The 19,856-nt window shown below is 59.1% G+C and carries 13 protein-coding genes and 1 pseudogene; 7 read left to right on the plus strand and 7 right to left on the minus strand.

Features of this window, described 5'->3' with window-relative positions:
• Window positions 1–421 precede the first annotated feature (421 nt).
• Window positions 422–793: a DUF6124 family protein gene (locus BBF94_RS25020; protein WP_065261613.1), complete on the plus strand. Its 372-nt coding sequence runs from the start codon at window positions 422–424 to the stop codon at window positions 791–793.
• Between the two features lie 102 nt (window positions 794–895).
• Here the strand turns inward: BBF94_RS25020 and BBF94_RS25025 are convergent, their stop codons facing one another.
• Window positions 896–2,206 (minus strand): MFS transporter, encoded by a 1,311-nt coding sequence (locus BBF94_RS25025; RefSeq protein WP_065261614.1) that lies wholly within the window; start codon window positions 2,204–2,206, stop codon window positions 896–898.
• Between the two features lie 170 nt (window positions 2,207–2,376).
• Between BBF94_RS25025 and BBF94_RS25030 the strand changes: the two genes are divergently transcribed.
• The 4 genes and pseudogenes from BBF94_RS25030 to BBF94_RS25045 all read left to right on the plus strand — a co-directional run bounded on the left by BBF94_RS25030 (window position 2,377) and on the right by BBF94_RS25045 (window position 7,936).
• A complete protein-coding gene (locus tag BBF94_RS25030) occupies window positions 2,377–3,489 on the plus strand; it encodes a sugar diacid recognition domain-containing protein (protein ID WP_065261615.1) in 1,113 nt (370 codons plus the stop codon).
• Between the two features lie 229 nt (window positions 3,490–3,718).
• Window positions 3,719–4,857 (plus strand): annotated as a pseudogene (locus tag BBF94_RS25035) (glycerate kinase).
• A 224-nt stretch (window positions 4,858–5,081) separates the two neighbouring features.
• Window positions 5,082–6,707 carry a methyl-accepting chemotaxis protein gene (locus BBF94_RS25040; protein ID WP_065261616.1) on the plus strand — a complete coding sequence of 542 codons (1,626 nt, stop codon included), beginning with the start codon at window positions 5,082–5,084 and terminating at the stop codon, window positions 6,705–6,707.
• Window positions 6,708–6,748: 41 nt separating this feature from the next.
• Window positions 6,749–7,936 carry a pyridoxal phosphate-dependent aminotransferase gene (locus BBF94_RS25045; protein ID WP_065261617.1) on the plus strand — a complete coding sequence of 396 codons (1,188 nt, stop codon included), beginning with the start codon at window positions 6,749–6,751 and terminating at the stop codon, window positions 7,934–7,936.
• Window positions 7,937–8,067: 131 nt separating this feature from the next.
• Here BBF94_RS25045 and BBF94_RS25050 read toward each other — a convergent pair whose 3' ends face one another.
• The 5 genes from BBF94_RS25050 to BBF94_RS25070 form a co-directional block, all read right to left on the minus strand.
• Window positions 8,068–9,027 (minus strand): 2-hydroxyacid dehydrogenase, encoded by a 960-nt coding sequence (locus tag BBF94_RS25050; RefSeq protein WP_065261643.1) that lies wholly within the window; start codon window positions 9,025–9,027, stop codon window positions 8,068–8,070.
• A 21-nt stretch (window positions 9,028–9,048) separates the two neighbouring features.
• Entirely contained in the window at window positions 9,049–10,347 is a 1,299-nt protein-coding gene (locus BBF94_RS25055; protein ID WP_065261618.1) for an MFS transporter, read from the minus strand.
• Between the two features lie 58 nt (window positions 10,348–10,405).
• Window positions 10,406–11,428 (minus strand): sugar kinase, encoded by a 1,023-nt coding sequence (locus tag BBF94_RS25060; protein WP_065261619.1) that lies wholly within the window; start codon window positions 11,426–11,428, stop codon window positions 10,406–10,408.
• Complete coding sequence (locus tag BBF94_RS25065) at window positions 11,421–12,203, minus strand: sugar phosphate isomerase/epimerase family protein (protein WP_065261620.1); 783 nt, start codon at window positions 12,201–12,203, stop codon at window positions 11,421–11,423. Before BBF94_RS25065 ends, BBF94_RS25060 begins: the two co-directional genes overlap by 8 nt.
• A gap of 64 nt (window positions 12,204–12,267) precedes the next feature.
• Window positions 12,268–13,293 carry a LacI family DNA-binding transcriptional regulator gene (locus BBF94_RS25070; protein ID WP_065261621.1) on the minus strand — a complete coding sequence of 342 codons (1,026 nt, stop codon included), beginning with the start codon at window positions 13,291–13,293 and terminating at the stop codon, window positions 12,268–12,270.
• Between the two features lie 277 nt (window positions 13,294–13,570).
• Between BBF94_RS25070 and BBF94_RS25075 the strand changes: the two genes are divergently transcribed.
• Window positions 13,571–16,339: a hypothetical protein gene (locus BBF94_RS25075; RefSeq protein WP_176704505.1), complete on the plus strand. Its 2,769-nt coding sequence runs from the start codon at window positions 13,571–13,573 to the stop codon at window positions 16,337–16,339.
• Window positions 16,340–16,554: 215 nt separating this feature from the next.
• The gene (locus tag BBF94_RS25080) at window positions 16,555–19,086 is read left to right on the plus strand and encodes an autotransporter outer membrane beta-barrel domain-containing protein (RefSeq protein WP_065261623.1); all 2,532 of its coding nucleotides are present in this window, start codon (window positions 16,555–16,557) and stop codon (window positions 19,084–19,086) included.
• A 53-nt stretch (window positions 19,087–19,139) separates the two neighbouring features.
• Here BBF94_RS25080 and BBF94_RS25085 read toward each other — a convergent pair whose 3' ends face one another.
• Window positions 19,140–19,781, minus strand: coding sequence for a DUF1345 domain-containing protein (locus BBF94_RS25085; RefSeq protein WP_065261624.1), 642 nt, complete (start codon window positions 19,779–19,781; stop codon window positions 19,140–19,142).
• Between the last annotated feature and the right edge of the window lie 75 nt (window positions 19,782–19,856).

Here is a 19,856-nt window from a genome sequence, read left to right on the forward strand (position 1 = left end):
CGGCTCCCTTTCCCCCTCGCCCCCTGGGGGAGAGGGCTGGGGTGAGGGGGTAGGTTCTCAAGCACACCGCAGTGTTTAAGCCATGCGTTTAAAGGACACTTCCAGACACGCACCCCAGGCTACACAACCTTGCGCCGCTGCCTACGACTGCGCCAGAATCCGCCGGCTTGTGCGCTTATAGACCGGGTTTTATCGTTGTTCCGTCGCTGAAAAACAGCGATCGGGTTTGGTAGCCCGGGTCTTTAAATGCAGAGTGCTCCATTTTGTAGAGACTTTTTGTCTCTGTTTTATGGTGGTCATTCGCAGGGCACCTTCGGGTGCGCCGTTTCTCCTAAGGCCCGGTCTACCAACCTGCGTCTGGCCACCACCATCGTTTGGTAGCGAGAGTGGTGGCTCCAATAAGCGCCTTAGGAGTTTTGCCATGATCAAACCAACACCCAACCCACCCGAAGCCGATTCAACGTCCCCCTACGAAACCCTCGACTCCAAGAAATTCCACGAAGCCGCCGAACGCGCCCTCGATCACTACCTCAATCCGTTCCACCCCAGAAAACCGCTGCTCAAACCCGGCACCCGCTACCTTATCGCTCCCGGCATCGCGAACGAAGAACTGCTGGCCGACGCCTGCGAGACCCTGACCTCGGCCAAAACCATGGCCAGCGATTTCGCCGGGATGATCGATACGCCGCAGCGGCATGTGCTGCTGGGCATCGGGCAGTTGATCATGCTGGGGGAACTGGCGGTGAATCGGGTGCTGGATAATCTGGAGATGAAGGCCGAGGCGCCGCTCTAGCCAGATCGTTCCCACGTCGAGGCGTCGAACCGTCTGCGTGGGAACGATCCAGCGCCAATAAAAAACGGCCCGAAATGGGCGTTTTTGTGTGTCTGCCAAAAATCAGGCCCGCAACGTCCGCGTCATCCGCAACGCCAGAAGACTCCCGCCAACGATCACACCCGCCAGCAGATACAGCGCCGCATCGGTCGACCCGGTGCTGTCCTTCACCCAGCCGACGAGGTAAGGGCTGAGGAACCCGGCCATCTGCCCCATGGAGTTGATCAACGCCAGACCACCCGCCGCAGCGCCCGCGCTCAACATCGCTGTCGGCACCGGCCAGAACATCGGCAAACCGGTCAACGCGCCCATGGTCGCGATGGTCAGGCCGAGAATCGCAATCGCCGGATTCGCTGCAAAATTCACCGCGATCAGCAGGCCGATGGCGCCCATCAACATCGGCACCACCAGGTGCCAGCGACGCTCTTTACGCAAGTCCGCCGAGCGACCGACCACCAGCATGAAAACCGCCGCCAGCAGATACGGAATCGCGCTCAACCAGCCAATCACCAGGTTATCGCTGAAACCGAGGTTCTTGATGATCGACGGCAGCCAGAAGTTGATCGCGTAGACGCCGCTCTGGATGCAGAAGTAGATCAGTCCGAAGGCCCAGATCGCCGGGTTCTTGAACACAGCGATCAGCGAATCGGAAGTGGTTTTCGGTTTGTTCGCCAGGTCTTCCGCCTGATCGGCTTCCAGCACCGAACGCTCGTGCGGGGTCAGCCATTTGGCAGCGGCGAAGTTGTCGCTCAACAGGAAGTAGGCGAGTGCGCCGAGGACTACAGTCGGAATGCCTTGCAGCAGGAACATCCACTGCCAGCCGGCCAGACCGCCCTGGCCCGCAGCGAAATGATTGAGGATCCAGCCGGAAAACGGGCTGCCGAGCAGGCCGGACACCGGGATCGCTGACATGAACAGCGCCATGATCCGGCCACGGCGGAAGGTCGGGAACCACTGCGAGAGATACAGCACAACGCCCGGGAAGAACCCGGCCTCGGCTGCGCCGGTGAACAGGCGCAAGGTGTAGAACTGGGTCGGCGTGGTGACGAACAGCAGGCAGGTCGACAACGTGCCCCAGGTGATCATCATCAGCGCAATCCAGCGCCGTGGGCCGAATTTGGTCAGCGCCAGGTTGCTCGGTACGCCGCACAGCACGTAGCCGATGAAGAAGATACCGGCACCGAGGCCGTACACGGTTTCGCTGAATTTCAGCGCGTCAAGCATCTGCAGTTTGGCGAATCCGACGTTGACCCGGTCGAGGTAGTTGAACAGGTAGCAGATGAAGATGAAGGGGATCAAACGCAGGGTGATGCGTTTGTAGACGGCGTTTTTACCGTCGTCGATGGTCTGGGCGGCAGCGGCGCTCTGCGACATGGCGGCTCTCTCTTTATTATGATTTTTTGCGATGCAAAGGGTAACGTTGATCGCCCTGAGAGTCTCGGTCACCTTTGGCCGGATTGTCTTTGTGCCTGAGCACAGGGTTTGCCGGCAGACCCTGTGCGGGTGAACAACCGTCCGTGCCTGTTTTCAAGGATTTTCCCCTTATGTTCGAACTCGATCACGACCTCGCCCAGGACATCGTCGACCGGGCCATGGCCATATTGCCGTACAACGTCAACGTCATGGACAGCCAAGGCTTGATTCTCGGCAGTGGCGAGCCGGAGCGCATCAACACCCGCCACGAAGGCGCGCAACTGGTGCTGGCCAACGGGCGGGTGGTGGAGATCGACGCGCAGACGGCGGTGCATCTGAAGGGCGTGCAGCCTGGGATCAATTTGCCGTTGTTGCTTGATCAGCGCTTGATCGGGGTGCTCGGCATCACCGGCGAGCCGGAGCAACTGCGCACTTACGCCGAGCTGGTGCGCATGACCGCTGAAATGCTGGTCGGTCAGCGCAACCAGCAATCCGAGCAGCAATGGCGGCGGCAACGTTGCGACGACTTGCTGGCGCTGCTGTTGAGTGAATCAGGGGATTCGCCAAGGCTGGTCGACGAAGCTCAACAGCTCGGGCTGAAACCGCAATTGACGCGGGTGCCGTATCTGTTCGAACTGGGTCTGGAACATGGTCCGGGGCAAACCGTCGAGGCGCTGAGTGCCTGGCTGATGTCGCGTTATCCGGACAGTTGGTGCGTGAGTTCGGCCAAGTCCTCGCTGCTGTGGTGCCGTCCGGCGAGCCAGAATGTCGAGCATGATCGCCTGCTGGAAAAACTCGGTGGCCTGGGCTGGAACATCTTGCGCATCGCCGTCGGCGGGCAGGCCGATGGACTGGCCGGACTGCGCCGTTGTTATCGGCGGGTCGGCGACTTGCTCGCCTATGGCCGCGAGGTGTTGCCGCGCTCACGGCTGCTGACCCTCAATCGCTATCGCTTGCCGGTGATGCTCTGGCGCCATCGCAACGACGATGCGCTGGATGAATTGCTCAAGCCGTTGCGCAAGGTCATCGCCAAGGACAGCAACGGCCAGTTGCTCGCGACCTTGCGCAGCTGGTGCGATCACGACGGGCAGAGCCAGGCCTGCGCCGATGCGTTGGGGATTCATCGCAACAGCTTGCGTTATCGAATGGAGCGGATTGCCGAGTTGAGCGGGGTCGATCCGCTGAAGCTCGACGGCATGCTGGCGCTGTATCTCGGGGTGCAATTGCTGCCGCAGACTGACTGAAGTTTATTCGGCGCCTCGGATAATGCTATCGCGAGCAGGCTCGCTCCCACATTGAGATTCCATTTCCCTGAGGGAGCGAGCCTGCTCGCGAAAGGGGCGGGACATTCAACATCAACTTCAGAGCCTTTGTGAAAATGAACAATAAACGCCAATCCAACTTGTGCAGCGGACAGGCGTCAACGTTACAAGCGACTGGCAGCATGAGGGGCATTGGAACTGGAGAATTCGCATGAAAATCGTCATCGCCCCCGATTCGTTCAAGGACAGCCTGAGTGCCAAGGGCGTCGCAGAGGCCATTGCGCTGGGTCTGGCGCAGGTCTGGCCACAGGCGACGCTGGTCAAGTGCCCGATGGCCGACGGTGGTGAAGGGACGGTGGAGTCGATTCTCGATGCCTGCGAAGGGAACTGCGCCGCACCCGTGTGCGCGGTCCGCTGGGCGCAACGGTCGAAGCCGCGTGGGGCTGGCTGCCGCACAACCACACCGCGATCATCGAAATGGCCGAGGCCAGCGGTTTGCAGCTTGTACCGCCGGGTCAGCGGGATGCGTGCATCAGCAGCACGTTCGGCACCGGTGAGCTGATCCGCGCCGCGCTGGATGCCGGCGCACAACGGGTGATTCTGGCCATCGGCGGCAGTGCCACCAACGACGGCGGTGCCGGTGCGATGCAGGCGCTGGGCGTGAAACTGCTGGATGCTCAAGGCCAACCATTGGTGCCGGGCGGTCTGGCGCTGGCGCAACTTGCACGACTGGACTTGAGCGAACTCGACCCACGTCTGGCACAGGTGCGTTTCGACATCGCCGCCGACGTCGACAATCCGCTGTGTGGCCCCCACGGCGCCTCGGCGATTTTCGGTCCGCAGAAAGGCGCCTCCCCGGAGCAAGTGCAGCAACTGGATCACGCCCTCGGCCACTTCGCCGAACTCTGTGCGCAAGCGCTGGGCAAGGATGTTCGGGACGAACCGGGCAGCGGTGCGGCGGGTGGACTGGGCTTTGCCGCCAAGGCGTTTCTCGGCGCACGGTTCCAGGCCGGGGTTGAAGTGGTCGCGGAACTGGTCGGTCTGGCGCAAGCCGTGAAAGGCGCCGATCTGGTGATCACCGGAGAAGGGCGCTTCGATGCCCAGACCCTGCGCGGCAAAACCCCGTTTGGCGTTGCACGGGTCGCCAGACAACACGGCGTGCCGGTCATTGTCATCGCAGGCACGTTGGGCGAGGGCTATCAGGCACTCTACGAACACGGCATCGATGCGGCTTTCGCCCTCACCGGCGGCCCGATGACCCTCGAACAAGCCTGCGCCGAAGCCCCGCGTCTGTTGCGCGAGCGCGCCACCGATATTGCCCGCGTCTGGCGCATGGCGGCCTCGGGCTGACCTGTCACCCATTATCTGAAGCGTCGAGTGTTTCAACTGGGAAACACTCGCAATCATTTGAAAAATATTTACTCTTGACCTGAAAAATTCCTCAAGCCTGGCCGATATAAGGATCAGGCGCGCACAAGACTTCCACCATCAGTGACGCCGGACTGAAGCCCGCCATCGCGGGTCAGTGATTACGGCATGGATGCTCTTAGCTTCGACTACCCGAGAGCCTTCCTATGTCTTTGCGTAATCTGAACATCGCGCCCCGTGCCTTCCTCGGTTTTGCCTTTATCGCCCTGTTGGTGATCGTGCTCGGCGTCTTTGCCGTCAACCGCATGTCGGTCATCCGCCAGGCGTCTGTCGAGATGCAGACCAATCAGTTGCCCAGCGTCGCCTACCTTGGCGTAGTGACGGAAAACGTCCTGCGCCTGCGGATCCTCTCGTTCCGCATTCTGGTCAACCGTGACGCCGCCGGCCTGCAGGAGGCACAGACCCGCATCGGGGTTCTTGTCGACAAGGTGCGCACTGCCCAGGCCGCTTACGCCGCATTGCCGGCAGAGAGTGAAGAACGCGCGCAATATCAGGCATTCGCCACGACACTGGACAACTACCTGCAAGCGCAGAACCAGATGATGGAGCTGTCGCGTCAGGACAAGGTCGATGAGATGCGCACCCTGATCAACACGAAGATCAAGGACGGCACCGACCAGATGGGCGAACAGCTCAACAAACTGATTGCGATCAATGCCGCCGGTGCCAAGGAAGCTTCCCTTCAGGCCGGAGAGCATTACGACAGCGCCATCACCGGCGTGGTGATCGTGGCGGTCATCGCTGCTGTGGCTACGGTGCTGCTGGCCTTGTTGTTGACCCGCAGTATCGTCACCCCGCTGAACCGTGCCGTGGCCGCCGCGCAAACCATCGCCGGTGGCAACCTGACCAAACCCATCGAAGTCGACGGCAAGGACGAACCGGCGCGTCTGCTCGAGGCGCTCGCCGCGATGCAGGCCAACCTGCGCAAGACCATCGAGCAGATTGCCGGCTCCGCCACGCAGTTGGGCGCTGCTGCCGAAGAACTCAGCGCCGTGACCGAAGAAGCCTCCCGTGGCCTGCAACAGCAGAATGACGAAATCGAACAGGCCGCCACCGCCGTCAACGAAATGACCGCTGCGGTGGAAGAGGTGGCACGCAACGCGGTGTCGACCTCTGAAGCGTCGAATCAGTCGACCCACGCAGCCCGAGAAGGTCGCGATCAAGTGGTGAAAACCGTCGATGCGATCCAGACCATGACTCAGGACGTGCAGAACACCGCACAAATGATCGAAGGCCTGGCTGCGCAGGGCCGCGACATCGGCAAGGTGCTGGACGTGATCCGTGCCATCGCCGAACAGACCAACCTGCTGGCGCTCAACGCAGCCATCGAAGCGGCCCGCGCCGGTGAGGCCGGACGTGGCTTCGCCGTGGTGGCGGACGAAGTCCGTGCGCTGGCCCACCGTACCGCGCAATCGACCCAGGAAATCGAAAAAATGGTCGCCGGCATCCAGAACGGCACCGGCGAAGCGGTGGAATCGATGCAACAAAGCAACCAGCGCACCCAGACCACACTGGAAATGGCCCGCGCCGCCGGCGTCGCGCTGGAGCAGATCACCCAATCGATTCACCAGATCAACGAGCGCAACCTGGTGATCGCCAGTGCATCCGAAGAGCAGGCACAAGTGTCCCGCGAGGTGGATCGCAACCTGGTGAATATTCGTGACCTGGCCACGCAATCGGCCGCCGGGGCCAACCAGACCAGCGCCGCGACCCATGAGTTGTCGCGCCTGGCGGTGGATTTGAATGCGATGGTGGCGCGGTTTGTGATTTGACCTAGGGTGAAGGCTGGACACCGCGCAATCAGGAGACGTACATGCGCTATTCAGCCTTGACCCAACGAATCGCCGGGGAGGGAGCAGCGGCCTGGCGGATTCACGACCGAGCGCTGGAACTGCGCGCCGAAGGGGTCGATGTGTTGCTGCTGTCGGTGGGTGATCCGGATTTCGACACGCCGCTGCCGATCATTCACGGCGCCATCGACAGCCTGCTGGCGGGCGATACCCATTATTCCGAAGTGCGCGGCCGGCTGGAGCTGCGCACGCGGATCGCCGAACGCCATCGGCGCAATAGCGGCCAGCCAGTGGACGCTGACCATGTGATCGTGCTGCCCGGCGCGCAATGCGCCGTGTATTCGGTGGCGCAATGTCTGCTCGATCCGGGCGATGAAGTGATCGTTGCCGAGCCGATGTACGTCACTTATGAAGGTGTTTTTGGTGCCTGTGGTGCGACGGTCGTACCGGTGCCCGTTCGCCCGGAGAACGGCTTTCGTGTCGATCCGGCGGATGTCGAAGCGCGAATCACACCCAAGACTCGGGCCATGCTGCTCAACAGCCCCAACAATCCGTCCGGCGCCAGTCTGTCATTGCTGATCTGGCAGGAGCTTGCGGCGCTTTGCATTCGACATGACCTGTGGCTGATCAGCGATGAGGTCTACAGCGAATTGTTGTATGAAGGCCGGCACGTCAGCCCGGCGAGCCTGCCGGGCATGGCCGAGCGTACGGCGACCATCAACAGCCTGTCGAAATCCCACGCGATGACCGGCTGGCGCATCGGCTGGATGATCGGACCCAAACCCTTGGCCGGGCATTTGGTGAATCTGTCGCTGAGCATGCTGTTCGGTCTGCCGGACTTCGTGCAGAAAGCCGCGCAGGTTGCACTGGAGAAGGATTTGCCGGAAGTGACACAGATGCGCGAGGAATACCGGTTACGCCGGGATCTGGTGTGCGAGCGCTTGCGCGGCTGTCCGGGGTTGTACCCGATCAGGCCGGATGGCGGGATGTTCGTGATGGTCGACGTGCGCCAGACCGGGTTCGGTGCACAAGCGTTTGCCGAGCGCCTGCTGGAAGGCTATGGGGTTTCAGTGCTGGCGGGGGAGGCGTTCGGGCCGAGCGCGGCGGGGCATATCCGCATCGGACTGGTGGTGGATCGGGTGAAGCTGGCGGACGCGTGTTCGCGGATTGCCCTTTGTGCTGCGCAGCTTCTCCAGGTGCGCAGCGCTTGAAGGTTTTGTGTTGTCGTTGCTGGCCCTTTCGCGAGCAGGCTCGCTCCCACAGTGCTACGCGGTGTGTGGGAGCGAGCCTGCTCGCGAAGACGGCCTGACAGGCGTTGAATATTTCAGCCTTGCCAGGCTGATTAATTCACCAGATTCTTCGGCTTCTCCCCACCCAGCGCCGCCAACAGATTCTCCACCGCACACCGTGCCATCGCTTCGCGCGTCTCATGGGTTGCCGAACCCATGTGCGGCGTCGCCACCACGTTGTTCAACTGCAGCAATGGTGAGTCGTGATTGAGCGGCTCGCGCTCGAACACATCCAGCCCCGCCGCGCGAATCCGGTTATGGCGCAAGGTGTCGATCATCGCCGCCTCGTCCACCACCTTGCCTCGGGAAATATTGATGAAGATGCTCTCCGGGCGCATCAACGCGAACTGTTCGGCGCCAATCAAACCTTCGGTCTGCGCGGTCAACGGCAACGTCAGACAGATGAAATCCGCCTGCTGCAACAAATCCTCCAGGCTTCTGTACTGCGCATCGAAACGTGCCTCGACCGCCGGTTTGCGTGATTGACTGTGATAGATCACCGGCATCCCGAATCCGAAATGCCCGCGCTGGGCCAACGCTTCGCCGATCCGCCCCATGCCGATGATGCCCAGCGTCTTGCCATGCACGTCGGTGCCGAAATGCGCCGGGCCGATGCTGCGGTGCCAGTGACCGCCGCGCACCATGTTCGCCAGTTCCACCACCCTTCGAGCGGTGGCCAGGATCAGCGCGAAACCGGTGTCGGCAGTGGTTTCGGTCAGTACGTCCGGGGTGTTGGTCAGCAGGATCCGGCGGCGGGTCAGGTAGTCGATGTCGTAGTTGTCCACGCCTACCGAAACGCTGGATATCGCTTCGAGCTTCGGTGCGAGATCGAGCAGCGTCGCATCCAGCTTCAAACTCGCGCCAAGCAATCCGTGGGCAGCCGGCAGGGCGTCACGCAGTTTCATCAGACCGTCGGCGTCGAGGCTTTCGATCAACGTCACATCGACCTGATCCTCAAGGCGCGCCATCAACGTCGGCGACAGTTTCTTGTACAGCACAACCTGCTTTTTCATCGCAGTCATCTCTCTATCAATTCAGGAATGCGCCGGCAGCGGACGTGGTGCGACGCGCTTGGCGTTCACCCGGTCGCTGGCGCCGGGCTTGAGAAAAATCGTCAGCACCACCGACAGCAGCAACGCGCCGCTCATCAACAGGTACGAAGCGCCGGGTGAGCCGGTGGAACTGTTCAGGTAACCGACCAGATAGGAACCGCCGAACGAGCCGAGGGCGCCCATGCTGTTGATCAGCGCCATGGCACCGCCGGCAACGTTGGCCGGCAGGATCTCCGGGACGATGGCAAAGAACGGCCCGTAAGGCGCGTACATGCAGGCGCCGGCAATCACCAGCAGCGTGTACGACCACCAGAAATGCTCCGCGCCCAAGGCGTACGAGCCGTAGAACGCCACCGAGGCGATCAGCAGCGGAGGCCAGACGAAGCGTTTGCGCTTTTGCAGTTTGTCCGAGCCCCACGACACCAGCAGCATGCCGATCACCGCCGCCAGATACGGCAACGCCGACAGCCACCCGGCCTCGATCATGTCCATTTGCGCGCCGGCCTTGAGGATCGACGGCAGCCACAGCACGAAGCCGTAGACGCCGATGCTCCAGCAGAAGAATTGCAGCGCCAGAATGATCACCTTCGGCGAGCGGAAGGCTTCGGCGTAGTTCTTCACCGCTTTGATCCCGACCTGTTCGGCAGCGAGAGCGCTTTGCAGATCGTGCTTTTCCCGGTCGCTGAGCCACTTGGCCTGGGCCGGGCGATCATCCGCCAGCTTCCACCAGATAAATGCCCAGAGCACCGCTGGCAGACCTTCGATGATGAACATCCAGCGCCAGCTGAAATGCTGCACCAGATAGCCCGAAACCACCGACATCCACAGCATGGTCACCGGGTTGCCGAGGATCAGGAAGGTGTTGGCCCGGGAGCGTTCGGCGCGGGTGAACCAGTGGCACAGGTACACCAGCATTGCCGGCATCACCGCCGCTTCGACCACGCCGAGCATGAATCGGATGACGATCAGCCAATAGGCGTTGGAGACCACGCCGGTCAGCGTGGCGAGCCCGCCCCAGAAAATCAGGCTGACGAAGATCAGTTTCTTCACGCTGTGCTTTTGCGCATAGATCGCGCCGGGCACCTGAAAGAAAAAGTAACCGAGAAAGAACAGCGCGCCGAGCAGCGAGGACAGGCCCGGAGTGATCATCAGGTCGGCGGCCATGCCCGAGGCTGCGGCGAAGCCGTAATTGGCCCGGTCCAGGTACGCCAGGCTGTAGGTGATGAACACGATCGGCATGATGTACCACCAGCGGCGGGTGGCGAGGGTTGCGGTTTTCATGGTCTTGCTCCTGAGCTTGTTGTTTTTGTCGCAGCAGGTTCAAAAATTGTTGCGTCTGTTACGCCCCCTTCGCGAGCAAGCTCGCTCCCACAGTGTCCGTGGCGTACACAAGACTTGTGGGAGCGAGCTTGCTCGCGATGGCGGCCTCGAATTCAGCGGTGAGTTCGGATCGGCTCGGCAAACCCTCCATGTCGCCACGGCTCTGCACCGCCCGGCTGCCAATCCAGTTGGCTCGTCTGACGGCTTCGGGAAAACTCAGGTGCTCCAGCAGGGCACTGATCATCCCCACCGCAAATCCGTCCCCGGCACCGACCGTGTCGACCACGGTTTCAACCGGCACCCCGGCAACAAACCCCTGATCCAGATGCGTGCGGTAATACGCACCCTGCGGCCCGAGCTTGATGGCCACGGCTTCGGCACCCTGATCGAGATAGAACGCCGCGATGTCCGCCGGGTCTTCAAACCCGGTGAGCAGCCGACCTTCGCTCAACCCCGGCAACACCCAGTGGGCGAGGGCGGCGAGGTGGTTGATTTCGGTGATCATCTCCCGCTCGCTGGCCCACAGGCTCGGGCGCAGGTTCGGGTCGAACGACACGCTGTGCCCGGCGTTGCGCATGCGGGTCATCAGTTCACGGGACATTTCCCGGGCCGACGCCGACAGCGCCGGCGGAATGCCAGTGGCGTGCAAATGTCGGGCATTCAATAGCGTCGGGGTAATCGACTGCGACGACAGGTGACTGGCCGCCGAGCCACGACGAAAATACTCGACCGTCGGGTCGCTGCCGTCATCGTTGCGCGACTTGAGCTGGAAACCGGTCGGGTGTGCGTTGTCGACTTCGACATGGCTGCAATCGAGACCTTCGCGGGCCAGGGTCTCGACGACAAACCGTCCCAGCGAATCCGCACCGACCCGGCTCAGCCACGCAACGTTGAAACCCAGTCGAGACAAGCCGATGGCCACGTTGCTGTCCGCCCCGGCAATGCGCCTGTGAAATTGATCGACGAAAGCCAGATCACCGCTCTGTTCGGCGACAAACATGGCCATGGTTTCGCCGAACGACAGAATATCGATCTCAGACATGAGCAGGCTCCAGGCGGGATTGGCCGAGACGGGCGAGGGCGGCCACGTGTTCGCGGGTCAGTTGCACCAGGTCATCGCCCTGCAACGGGTATTCGGCGGCACGCATGACACCTTGGGCCATGTGTCGCAGCAGTTGTTCCCACAGATGCAGGTCAGTGGCAGCCGGCGGCACCGCTACCAGTCTGCCGTCGGCGCGACGGGCCACGGCTTTGCAATGCACGTAGCCAACGTGCCGGCCCAGCAAGCGTGCGGCGGTGGCGGCGGACTGGTCCTGCCACTGCCAGTTGCCGATGTCGAAGGTCATCTTGATCGGCAGATTGTGCTGTTCGACAGCGGCGAAGAAACGCTGGAAGGGTTCGACTCGACCGCCGTGCAGGGTCTGGTCGTTCTCAACCAGCAGATGTACCGGGCTTTGTTGAAGGATTGACGCAAGGCGCTGCAAATCGTCGTTGTCGGTGAAAAAACCAAGGGAAACCTTCAGCCACTTCGAGCCGAACGCTTCGGCGTTTTGCAGTGCGGTGACGAGTTTGGGATTCGGTCGCGACTGACCAGCCAGCCACAGTTCGGTGGGCGAGGAATAAATGCTTCGCAGGCCTGTTGCTCGCGTGGCAGCGGCGAGTTGTTCGGGGACTTCGTTGGTCAGCAGCTCTTCGCGCCATTCGATGCGATTGGCGCCCGCAGCGGCCAGCACTTCGATGAACGAGCCTTGTCCTCGACGGCGCACAAGGTCGGCGCCGTAGCTGGAGAGGCTGATGGAAACGGCGGGTTTATTCATTGTTATTTACCTCTGAAACCGGTTTCATTTTTGTTCAAAAAAATTTGGTTGGCCCCGCAGGGCCTTATTCCGCCTGTCTGCGCGTTGAGCCGCGCTCGATCAGCACCGGAGCAAAATCCAATGTTCGCGCCACTTCATCATCCCCCCGCAACCGCTTAAGCAAACACTCAAACGCCCGCTCCCCAATCTCCTCTGTAGGCTGGGCAAGGGCAGTAATCCCGCTGCCCACCAGCGGATACCAGTCCAGATCATCCAGGGCGATCAACCCGACATCCTCGAACAACTGGCAGCCGATCTCGCGCAGCGCCAGGGTGCAAGCCAGCGCCGCCACGCCGTTGGCGCAGAACAGGGCTTTCGGGCCTGAATCAGATGTGTTCAAAAAGGTTTGAAGGTCGTTCGCAAGACTCGAACCGGTTTCCAGCACCGCGCCACGCATGTCTTCGCGCTGGCTAATCTGTTTTTGAAAACTGCCGACCCGCTCGATCCGCGAACTGGTGCCGTCATAGGGTTCGGTCACCATTAGCACATCGCGATAGCTGCGCTGCTGAAGGTGTTCGAGCGCCATTTCGATGGCCTGCGGGTTGTTGAGTCCGACCATGTCGCCGTCGAGCCCGTCGACCTTGCGATCCACCAGCACCAGCGGCATTTCCCGCTTCAACTCATCCAGTTCATCCCGGTGATGGCCGAGGGTGTTCACGATCAGCCCTTCGATGTTGTAGGAGCGCAACAGCGCCAGATGCTGGCGTTCCTGCTCATCGTCGCGATCGGTGTTGCACACCACCAGGCTGTAGCCGTGCCGCCGGCAAGCGGTTTCTACCCCGTGCATTACGGCAATCGAATATGGGTTGCGGATATCGGCCACCAGCATGCCGATCAGACGCGTGCGGCCTCGTTTCAAACCACGGGCCATTTGATTGGGGCGGTAGCCGAGTTCGGCAATCGACTGCTCGATGCGCCGGGCGATGGCATCGGAGAGCAGGGCACGGTCGTCGCCGATAAAGCGCGAGACGCTGGCCTTGGACACGCCTGCGTGTTCTGCAACGTCGAGCATGGTGACGCGGCTGCGCTGGGCGGCGGAGAAATCGTTCACGGTCGGGTCTTCTTATTGTCTGAAACCGGTTTCAGGAAACACCAGTTTCTTTGGTTGCGTCAAGTGAAGACGTGGTCGCTATTGGAGAAAGAGGGTCCCGAATCCGACAGGCGGTATCGACACCTGTCAGATCTGACAGTTGGCGGATGAGTGGGGGAAGCGCCTAATTTGTTCAACGGTTAAGCCTTCAACTTTCCAGACAGAACTCCAATTTACATTGTGGATGGGAATCATGAGCCCGACTGGTATTTTCAGAAGCAGTCCCTCGAGCGGAGTATTGGCTGCACCACTTTCAGTGGAGGGAGTTGATGACAACGATCTGGATGGAAACATCCCAAGAAACATTCTCGTAAGTGGTACTCGTATCGTTATTCCTCGGCCTGCTGACACATTTCCCAATGACCAGGTGATGGTGTTTTGGAACCAGAATTCAGTAGAAACGACTATTTTTGACCAAAGCTACCCTGCGGGGATTGTCGATCCATTTATTTATGTGGAATTGACCCCGCAACAAATGGCAATTGATGGCGTTGCGTACGTTTATTACAAGTTATGGAAAGGGGGTGGAGGTAATCCGGATGATTCTCCACTGCGTAAGCTGACTATTGATCACACACCGCTTTTAACCTTTCCGGAACCCTTGGCCGTACATGCAACACTATGGGGATATTTGAATAACAATACGAATCCTCCGTTGACAAGCGGCGCCACTCTCCGAGTTCGCCCTCTCAATAGTATTGCTCTGCCCGGAGACGTAGCGTGGATTGAATGGAAGGGATATCGGACCCTCAATGGCAGTGGTCCAGAAGTGACGGAAGCATATGGTCGTTGGGATAAAACACTTTCCAGCACGGATATAACAAATGGCTTCAATTATGTGGTGCCGTTTCAAAGGCATATAAGCTCATTGATTGACAATGATTCTGCTGTGTTTGTTGCTCAGTTGTTTCGCAATGGCCGGATCATTGCCGAATCGGCAAAAGGATTGGTAAAGATTGATCGGGTAACACCGGGTACACCTGGGCCTACTGGCCTTAACGCGCAAGGAGAAACGAAGATGGCAATTAAGTTTGTTCCAAAAAAACAACGGTCTGTTCGTGTTTCTGCCGCAGACTCTGGGGTTCTTGCAGATATTGCGATTAATACACTGACAGATGGCTATATTGCGAAAAGCGTATTGGATACAGGTAGTTTGACTTTCAATTTTACCCGTACGCCCGACGAACTCGATGGCGACAATCTTGATGTCTATTTCGGGGTAAAAGGGCAGGCTTTACAGCCATATAGCCAGACTATCGAACTTGGCCCGGTTGCTGATCGGCCCGCAGGCGTTATTCCAATTCCCGTGCCCTCCAGTCTCTTTCCGGAGGAACGTACACCTGCGGCTCCGACTGTTTACGAGCTCATGATTGAGCTTTTCAAAGGCGGTGGTGGTAACAACGAGCCTTCCAATACTTTGGAGTTCGTAATCGACAGAACCGCGCCGTTCAATGAAAAAAATCCTCCCAGGAAGGTAAAGCCAACGCCGCCTCCTACTTTCGACAACGCCCCGACTGGCGCACAACGAGTTGCTGATGAAACGTGGCTGGCAGCGAACGCGAATGCAAGTTTCACGGCAACTGTCAGTTACCCACAGCGACGCCTTGACGATGTACTGCACGCCTGGCTTCAAGTTGGCGCGCAGAGGGTTGAGGTCTTCAACAACACCGTACCGGCTACCGGTGTATTCAGTTTTGCTACGAGCATGCTTCGTCAATTTCCCAATGGACGAATCAATCTTGTTTTTCAGTGGGAAGATCATGCAGGGAACCTGGGTGAGGAGTCCGCACCTGTCGCCATTCTGACCCTTGCGCAGGCGCAACCACCCCTTGTAAAAAAAGCACCTTTGGTGCCAAAAACCGATCCGAATTACAGTACCGCACTTTATCTTGAAGACTTTGTGGGCGGGATCAAGGCCATTGTCGAGAATGCATTTATCGAGAATGCAGAGACTGGAGACGAAGTCTTTGTGGTGCTTGAAGATCCTGCCGATGTGACCAATTTTGTTGAGATTGGCCCATTGGCTTGGGCTAACGCCGATCTGACTTTTGATCTTGATTACGCGTCGCTTGCGAAGATTTTCGGCAGTGCTAGCGAGCCCATGGATGCATCGATACGATCTGTAATCAAGCGTACAGGGACACCTGACGCAGAATCACCTTCCGAAATCATTTCTTTGGCATTCGATATTGTAGGAACGCCACTTCCGAATCCCCCTGATCTGGAAAACGCCGATATGCAATTGCCTGTTGTTACAGGGGCCTCCAATACGCCGAACAGTCTGTTGCCAACCGATCGCGACAAGCCCGGGAAATTCAAAGTAACACTTGCTATTACTGATCCGGAAATTACTCCTGATCAAACGGCCAAGTGCTATTTAAATGACCAGTTCTTCGCAGACTTTATTCCTTTTCAGGATGTATCCGAGTTTGAGGTAGCGATTCCCGCGAGCATCATCGCCGGGCTGCCTACTCCCAGAGTCAAGGCTCGATGGACCCTACAAAAATCCGGGATTGATAAAAACGTCAACAAATCCCTTTCACAGGATGTGCTGGTAGGCGGAGTACCAGTCAATCTGCCGCAACCGACCGTCAGGGTTCGCAACCCTGGTGTTCGCGACTACATTGAATGCTTCGCGATGACCAGTCCTACCAGTGGTTACAGGTTGGGGTTGCTGATTCCTAAAGATCCGCTGTTGCCGCCCGGAAAAGTCATCAAGGCTCATTTCGCAGCTTACCGCGATCAAGCGGGTACACAGTTGATTCCGGGTACGGCAGCAGATGCAGATTACACAATCGCTGCTGCGGATGTACCTGACGTTGCCCCCGTTGGTGGACCTGCATTCTTCAAGGCCGCACAACCGGTACGTGGTGCGGTTGCCTATGGAAAGTACTGGTATACAACGGATATTAATGGTCCACAGTCGTCGATACCGGTTATCAAACAACTGGATACCATCAATAACAGCTTTGAGTATTGCGATAGAACAGCTGCTCCTTCAGCGTAATTGAATATGCAGGCTTTATTTGTTTCGCAAGAGGGACTTCGTTGTCTCTCTTGCGGCTTCTATTGTCGGCAGGGATAAATCGTCGCGTACATAAGGACTATTCCTACATAAAACATTCGGTTTTCTCATTAGGCTGTCGGACGTTTTTTAGGTGGCCGCTTTCAACACTGCCAAAAAAACAGGTTTTGTAATCGTGCAGATTTGAGGAAGTACCCATGTCCATTAATTTTCGTTCCAATCTTCCGAACACCATCGGACTGGTGATGGCGGCGTTGATCGCCGCGCCCGAGGCTTACAGCCGAACGCTGTTGCCGGGCGAAAGTGAAGTGGTCACCAATCCACCTGCGCCGGAAGCCTGGGTGGTGTCCCAGGGGGGAACACTGACTGTCAACAACGCAACAGCGCTGACCATCAGTTCACAAAGTGCCAATGTCGTTTTCAACGGTGGCCAGAGCCAGCGTATCGATGCCAACACTTCCTCATTGAAAATGTCCGGCGCTACGGTCAACAGCGCGTCGGGTCGTGGAGCCATTCAACTGATCGACAGCAATGCAACGATCGACAATTCGACGATTACAAGCACCAACAGCTTCGGGCTTTTGCTGGGTCGTAACATCAATACCCCTGCATCATCCTCTGCCACCGTTACGGGTAACAGCGTCATCACAGGCCTGATCGGCGGCGCACAAGCGGTAGGTTTTGCCGTGCTGAACCTTACAGACTCCACTGTCGTCGGCACGGGCGCTACCAGTTACGGCGTGCAACTGGGCGGCGCAACACTTTCAGCGACGGGCAGCACGATCACTGGCGCGAAGGACGGGTTGCAAATCGTGACTGACTCGGTAGGCGTCAACGCCAGTACTGTGACGCTTGACAATACTCGCGTAAACGGTGGAACAGGGTCAGCTATCGTGCTGGGTTCCTCCGCCAGGGCCGGGACTGTCGCCAACATCAATGTCAGTGGCAACTCTGAACTGATCGGCGGCAATGGCTCGGTGTTAAAGGCGATCAACCGCTCCACCGCCAACTTCAATGTCGATGGCAGTACCCTGACAGGTGATGTGATTGCCGAAACCGGCAGCACGGTTGCACTGCTGATGCAGAACGGCGCTACGCTCAACGGCAATTTGCAGAATGTCACTCAGTCCCGATTCGACACCGGCGCTGCCTTGAACGGCAACGTAGAAGCCGTCGCAGGAACGGCGGCCACTGTCAGCCTGGACAATGGCTCAGCCATCAACGGCAACGTCGACAATGTCGCCAATCTGTCGCTGAACAATGGCAGCAAGTTCACTGGTAACGTCACCAGCGATGCCAACGGCAGCGTGTTGCTGGACAACGGTTCGGTGCTTACCGGTCAGATCAATAACTCAGGAAACCTGACGATCAACAATGCTGCGCGATGGGTCATGACCGGTGACAGCACGGTGCAACAATTGGGCATGAACAATGGTGTCGTGCAGATGGGCACCAATGAGCAGTTCCAGCGACTGAACGTCGGCAATCTCACGGGTAACGGCACCTTTGTGATGGGCACCGACCTGGGAACAGGCAGTACCGACTTTCTGAACGTAACCGGCAACGCAAGCGGTCAGCATCACTTGCTGGTTTCTGCCACGGGCACGACGCCGGTTACCGCAGAACCGGTGCAAGTCGGCAACATCGCTGCCGGCACCGCCGCTTTTGCGCTGGCCAACAAGGACACAGTGGATGCCGGTACATTCGTTTACCGATTGAAGCAGGAGGGGCAGGGCTTGTATCTCACCCCGGACAAGGGAACTGTCAGTACCTCGACCAACACCGCCCTGGCCTTGGCCGGCAGTGCCCGCAGCGTACTGAACGCGGAGATGAACATGCTCAGCGACCAGATCGGTGATCGTGGTCTGAGCATCCGGCCCGATGCTGCGCTTCGCGCTGCAAACGACAGTGATACCACCAAGCTGAGCAACAGCGTCTGGGTACGCACATACGGCAATCAGTACAACGTCAAAAATGCCTACGGCGACGGCTACACCCAGAACCAGAGCGGCATCACCGGTGGTGCCGATACGACGGTGGACATCGCCGGTCGCGCCTGGGTTGTCGGTGGTTTCGTGGGCGCCAGCCGAACCAATATGGACCTCAGGTACGGCTCCAGCGCGACGGTCGACAGTCTGAACGCTGGCGTCTACGGCAGTACCTACGATGTTGAAAGTGGTGTGTTCGTCAACGTCATGGCCAAGGTCAATCAGTTCGACAACAAGGCCAAGGTCACCATGAGCGACGGCACTCGGGCCAAGGGCGATTACAAGGCATTGGGCGCCAGCGGTTCGGTGGCGGTGGGCAAGCATATCCGCCTGAAGGACAACTGGTTTGTCGAGCCACAGGTTCGAGTATCGACCGGCGCGACCCAGAGTGAAAGCTATCGTCTGGACAATGGTCTCAAGGTCAAGGCCGACACCATGCACTCGGTCCAGGGCAACGTCGGGGTGAGGGGCGGGCGAGTCATTGCACTCGATAACGGCAGTCTGCTGGAGCCGAGCCTGTCGTTGGGTGCCAACCACGAGTTCGTCAAAGCCAACCGGGTCAAGATCAACGACGACAGTTTCGATGACGATCGCGCCAGCAGCGGGGTCGAATATGGCGCAGGCCTGAAGTGGACACCGGCACAACGCAACTGGCAGGTTTCGGGCCAGGTCGGCGGCAGCAAAGGTAACACCGTCAATCAGGACTGGAGCGGCAGCCTGCGAGTCAGTTACTTCTTTTGATGCGCTGATACAACAACGCCCCGTGCAGCAATGCCGGGGCGTTTTTTATGTGCTCAGCCGAAGAGCCCGGCGGCGATATTGATCGAGAAACCCAGAATCGCCGTATTGAACACAAACCCGATCAACGACTGTGCCAGTACGATCTTGCGAATCTCCCGCGTCGCCACACCGACATCCGCCGTCTGCACAGCCACGCCGATGGTGAACGAGAAGTACAGAAAGTCCCAATAGTTGGGCGTCGTCAGACCTTCGGCAAAACGTAGCGCCGGTTCCTTGCCGTCCCAGGTGTAAAACAGCCGGGCGTAGTGGACGCAGAAAATCACCCCGATCAGCAGCCACGAACCGATCACGGTCAACGCGGTAAAACCGTAGTGCAGGAGTTTGCGGGTGGTTTCCAGGTCCTTGCTTCCGGCCAGTTCGACGGTAATGGTGGCAAGGCTGGCCAACGCGGCGATACAGACGACAAACAGCACCAGCCCGGCATTTTCATCCTCGACTTCGGCGATACGTTTGACGTCCGGCGCTTTGGCGCGGATGGTCAGCCACAGCATCAGGATCAGGTAAGTCCAGACCCCGGCGTTCCAGCCGATGAGGATCTTGCTGATGAGCGATTGCGCCGGGACCAGCAGGCCGACGGCAAGGCCGAACAGTGCGGCGGCGGAGAGGCGAGGGTGGGTGCGTGCAAGGAAGCGCATGGGGACTCGATGGGCCAGGGTGTGCAGACACCTTAGCCCAGCGCTGGCAGGTATGGCCACAACACTGGATGTTTG

Source organism: Pseudomonas bananamidigenes, from assembly GCF_001679645.1.
Classification (GTDB): domain Bacteria; phylum Pseudomonadota; class Gammaproteobacteria; order Pseudomonadales; family Pseudomonadaceae; genus Aquipseudomonas; species Aquipseudomonas bananamidigenes.

Coding starts and splice junctions, on each gene's coding strand:
- BBF94_RS25020 (WP_065261613.1), top strand. CDS start 422: ATGATCAAACCAACACCCAACCCACCCGAAGCCGATTCAACGTCCCCC.
- BBF94_RS25025 (WP_065261614.1), bottom strand. CDS start 2,206: ATGTCGCAGAGCGCCGCTGCCGCCCAGACCATCGACGACGGTAAAAAC.
- BBF94_RS25030 (WP_065261615.1), top strand. CDS start 2,377: ATGTTCGAACTCGATCACGACCTCGCCCAGGACATCGTCGACCGGGCC.
- BBF94_RS25040 (WP_065261616.1), top strand. CDS start 5,082: ATGTCTTTGCGTAATCTGAACATCGCGCCCCGTGCCTTCCTCGGTTTT.
- BBF94_RS25045 (WP_065261617.1), top strand. CDS start 6,749: ATGCGCTATTCAGCCTTGACCCAACGAATCGCCGGGGAGGGAGCAGCG.
- BBF94_RS25050 (WP_065261643.1), bottom strand. CDS start 9,027: ATGAAAAAGCAGGTTGTGCTGTACAAGAAACTGTCGCCGACGTTGATG.
- BBF94_RS25055 (WP_065261618.1), bottom strand. CDS start 10,347: ATGAAAACCGCAACCCTCGCCACCCGCCGCTGGTGGTACATCATGCCG.
- BBF94_RS25060 (WP_065261619.1), bottom strand. CDS start 11,428: ATGTCTGAGATCGATATTCTGTCGTTCGGCGAAACCATGGCCATGTTT.
- BBF94_RS25065 (WP_065261620.1), bottom strand. CDS start 12,203: ATGAATAAACCCGCCGTTTCCATCAGCCTCTCCAGCTACGGCGCCGAC.
- BBF94_RS25080 (WP_065261623.1), top strand. CDS start 16,555: ATGTCCATTAATTTTCGTTCCAATCTTCCGAACACCATCGGACTGGTG.
- BBF94_RS25085 (WP_065261624.1), bottom strand. CDS start 19,781: ATGCGCTTCCTTGCACGCACCCACCCTCGCCTCTCCGCCGCCGCACTG.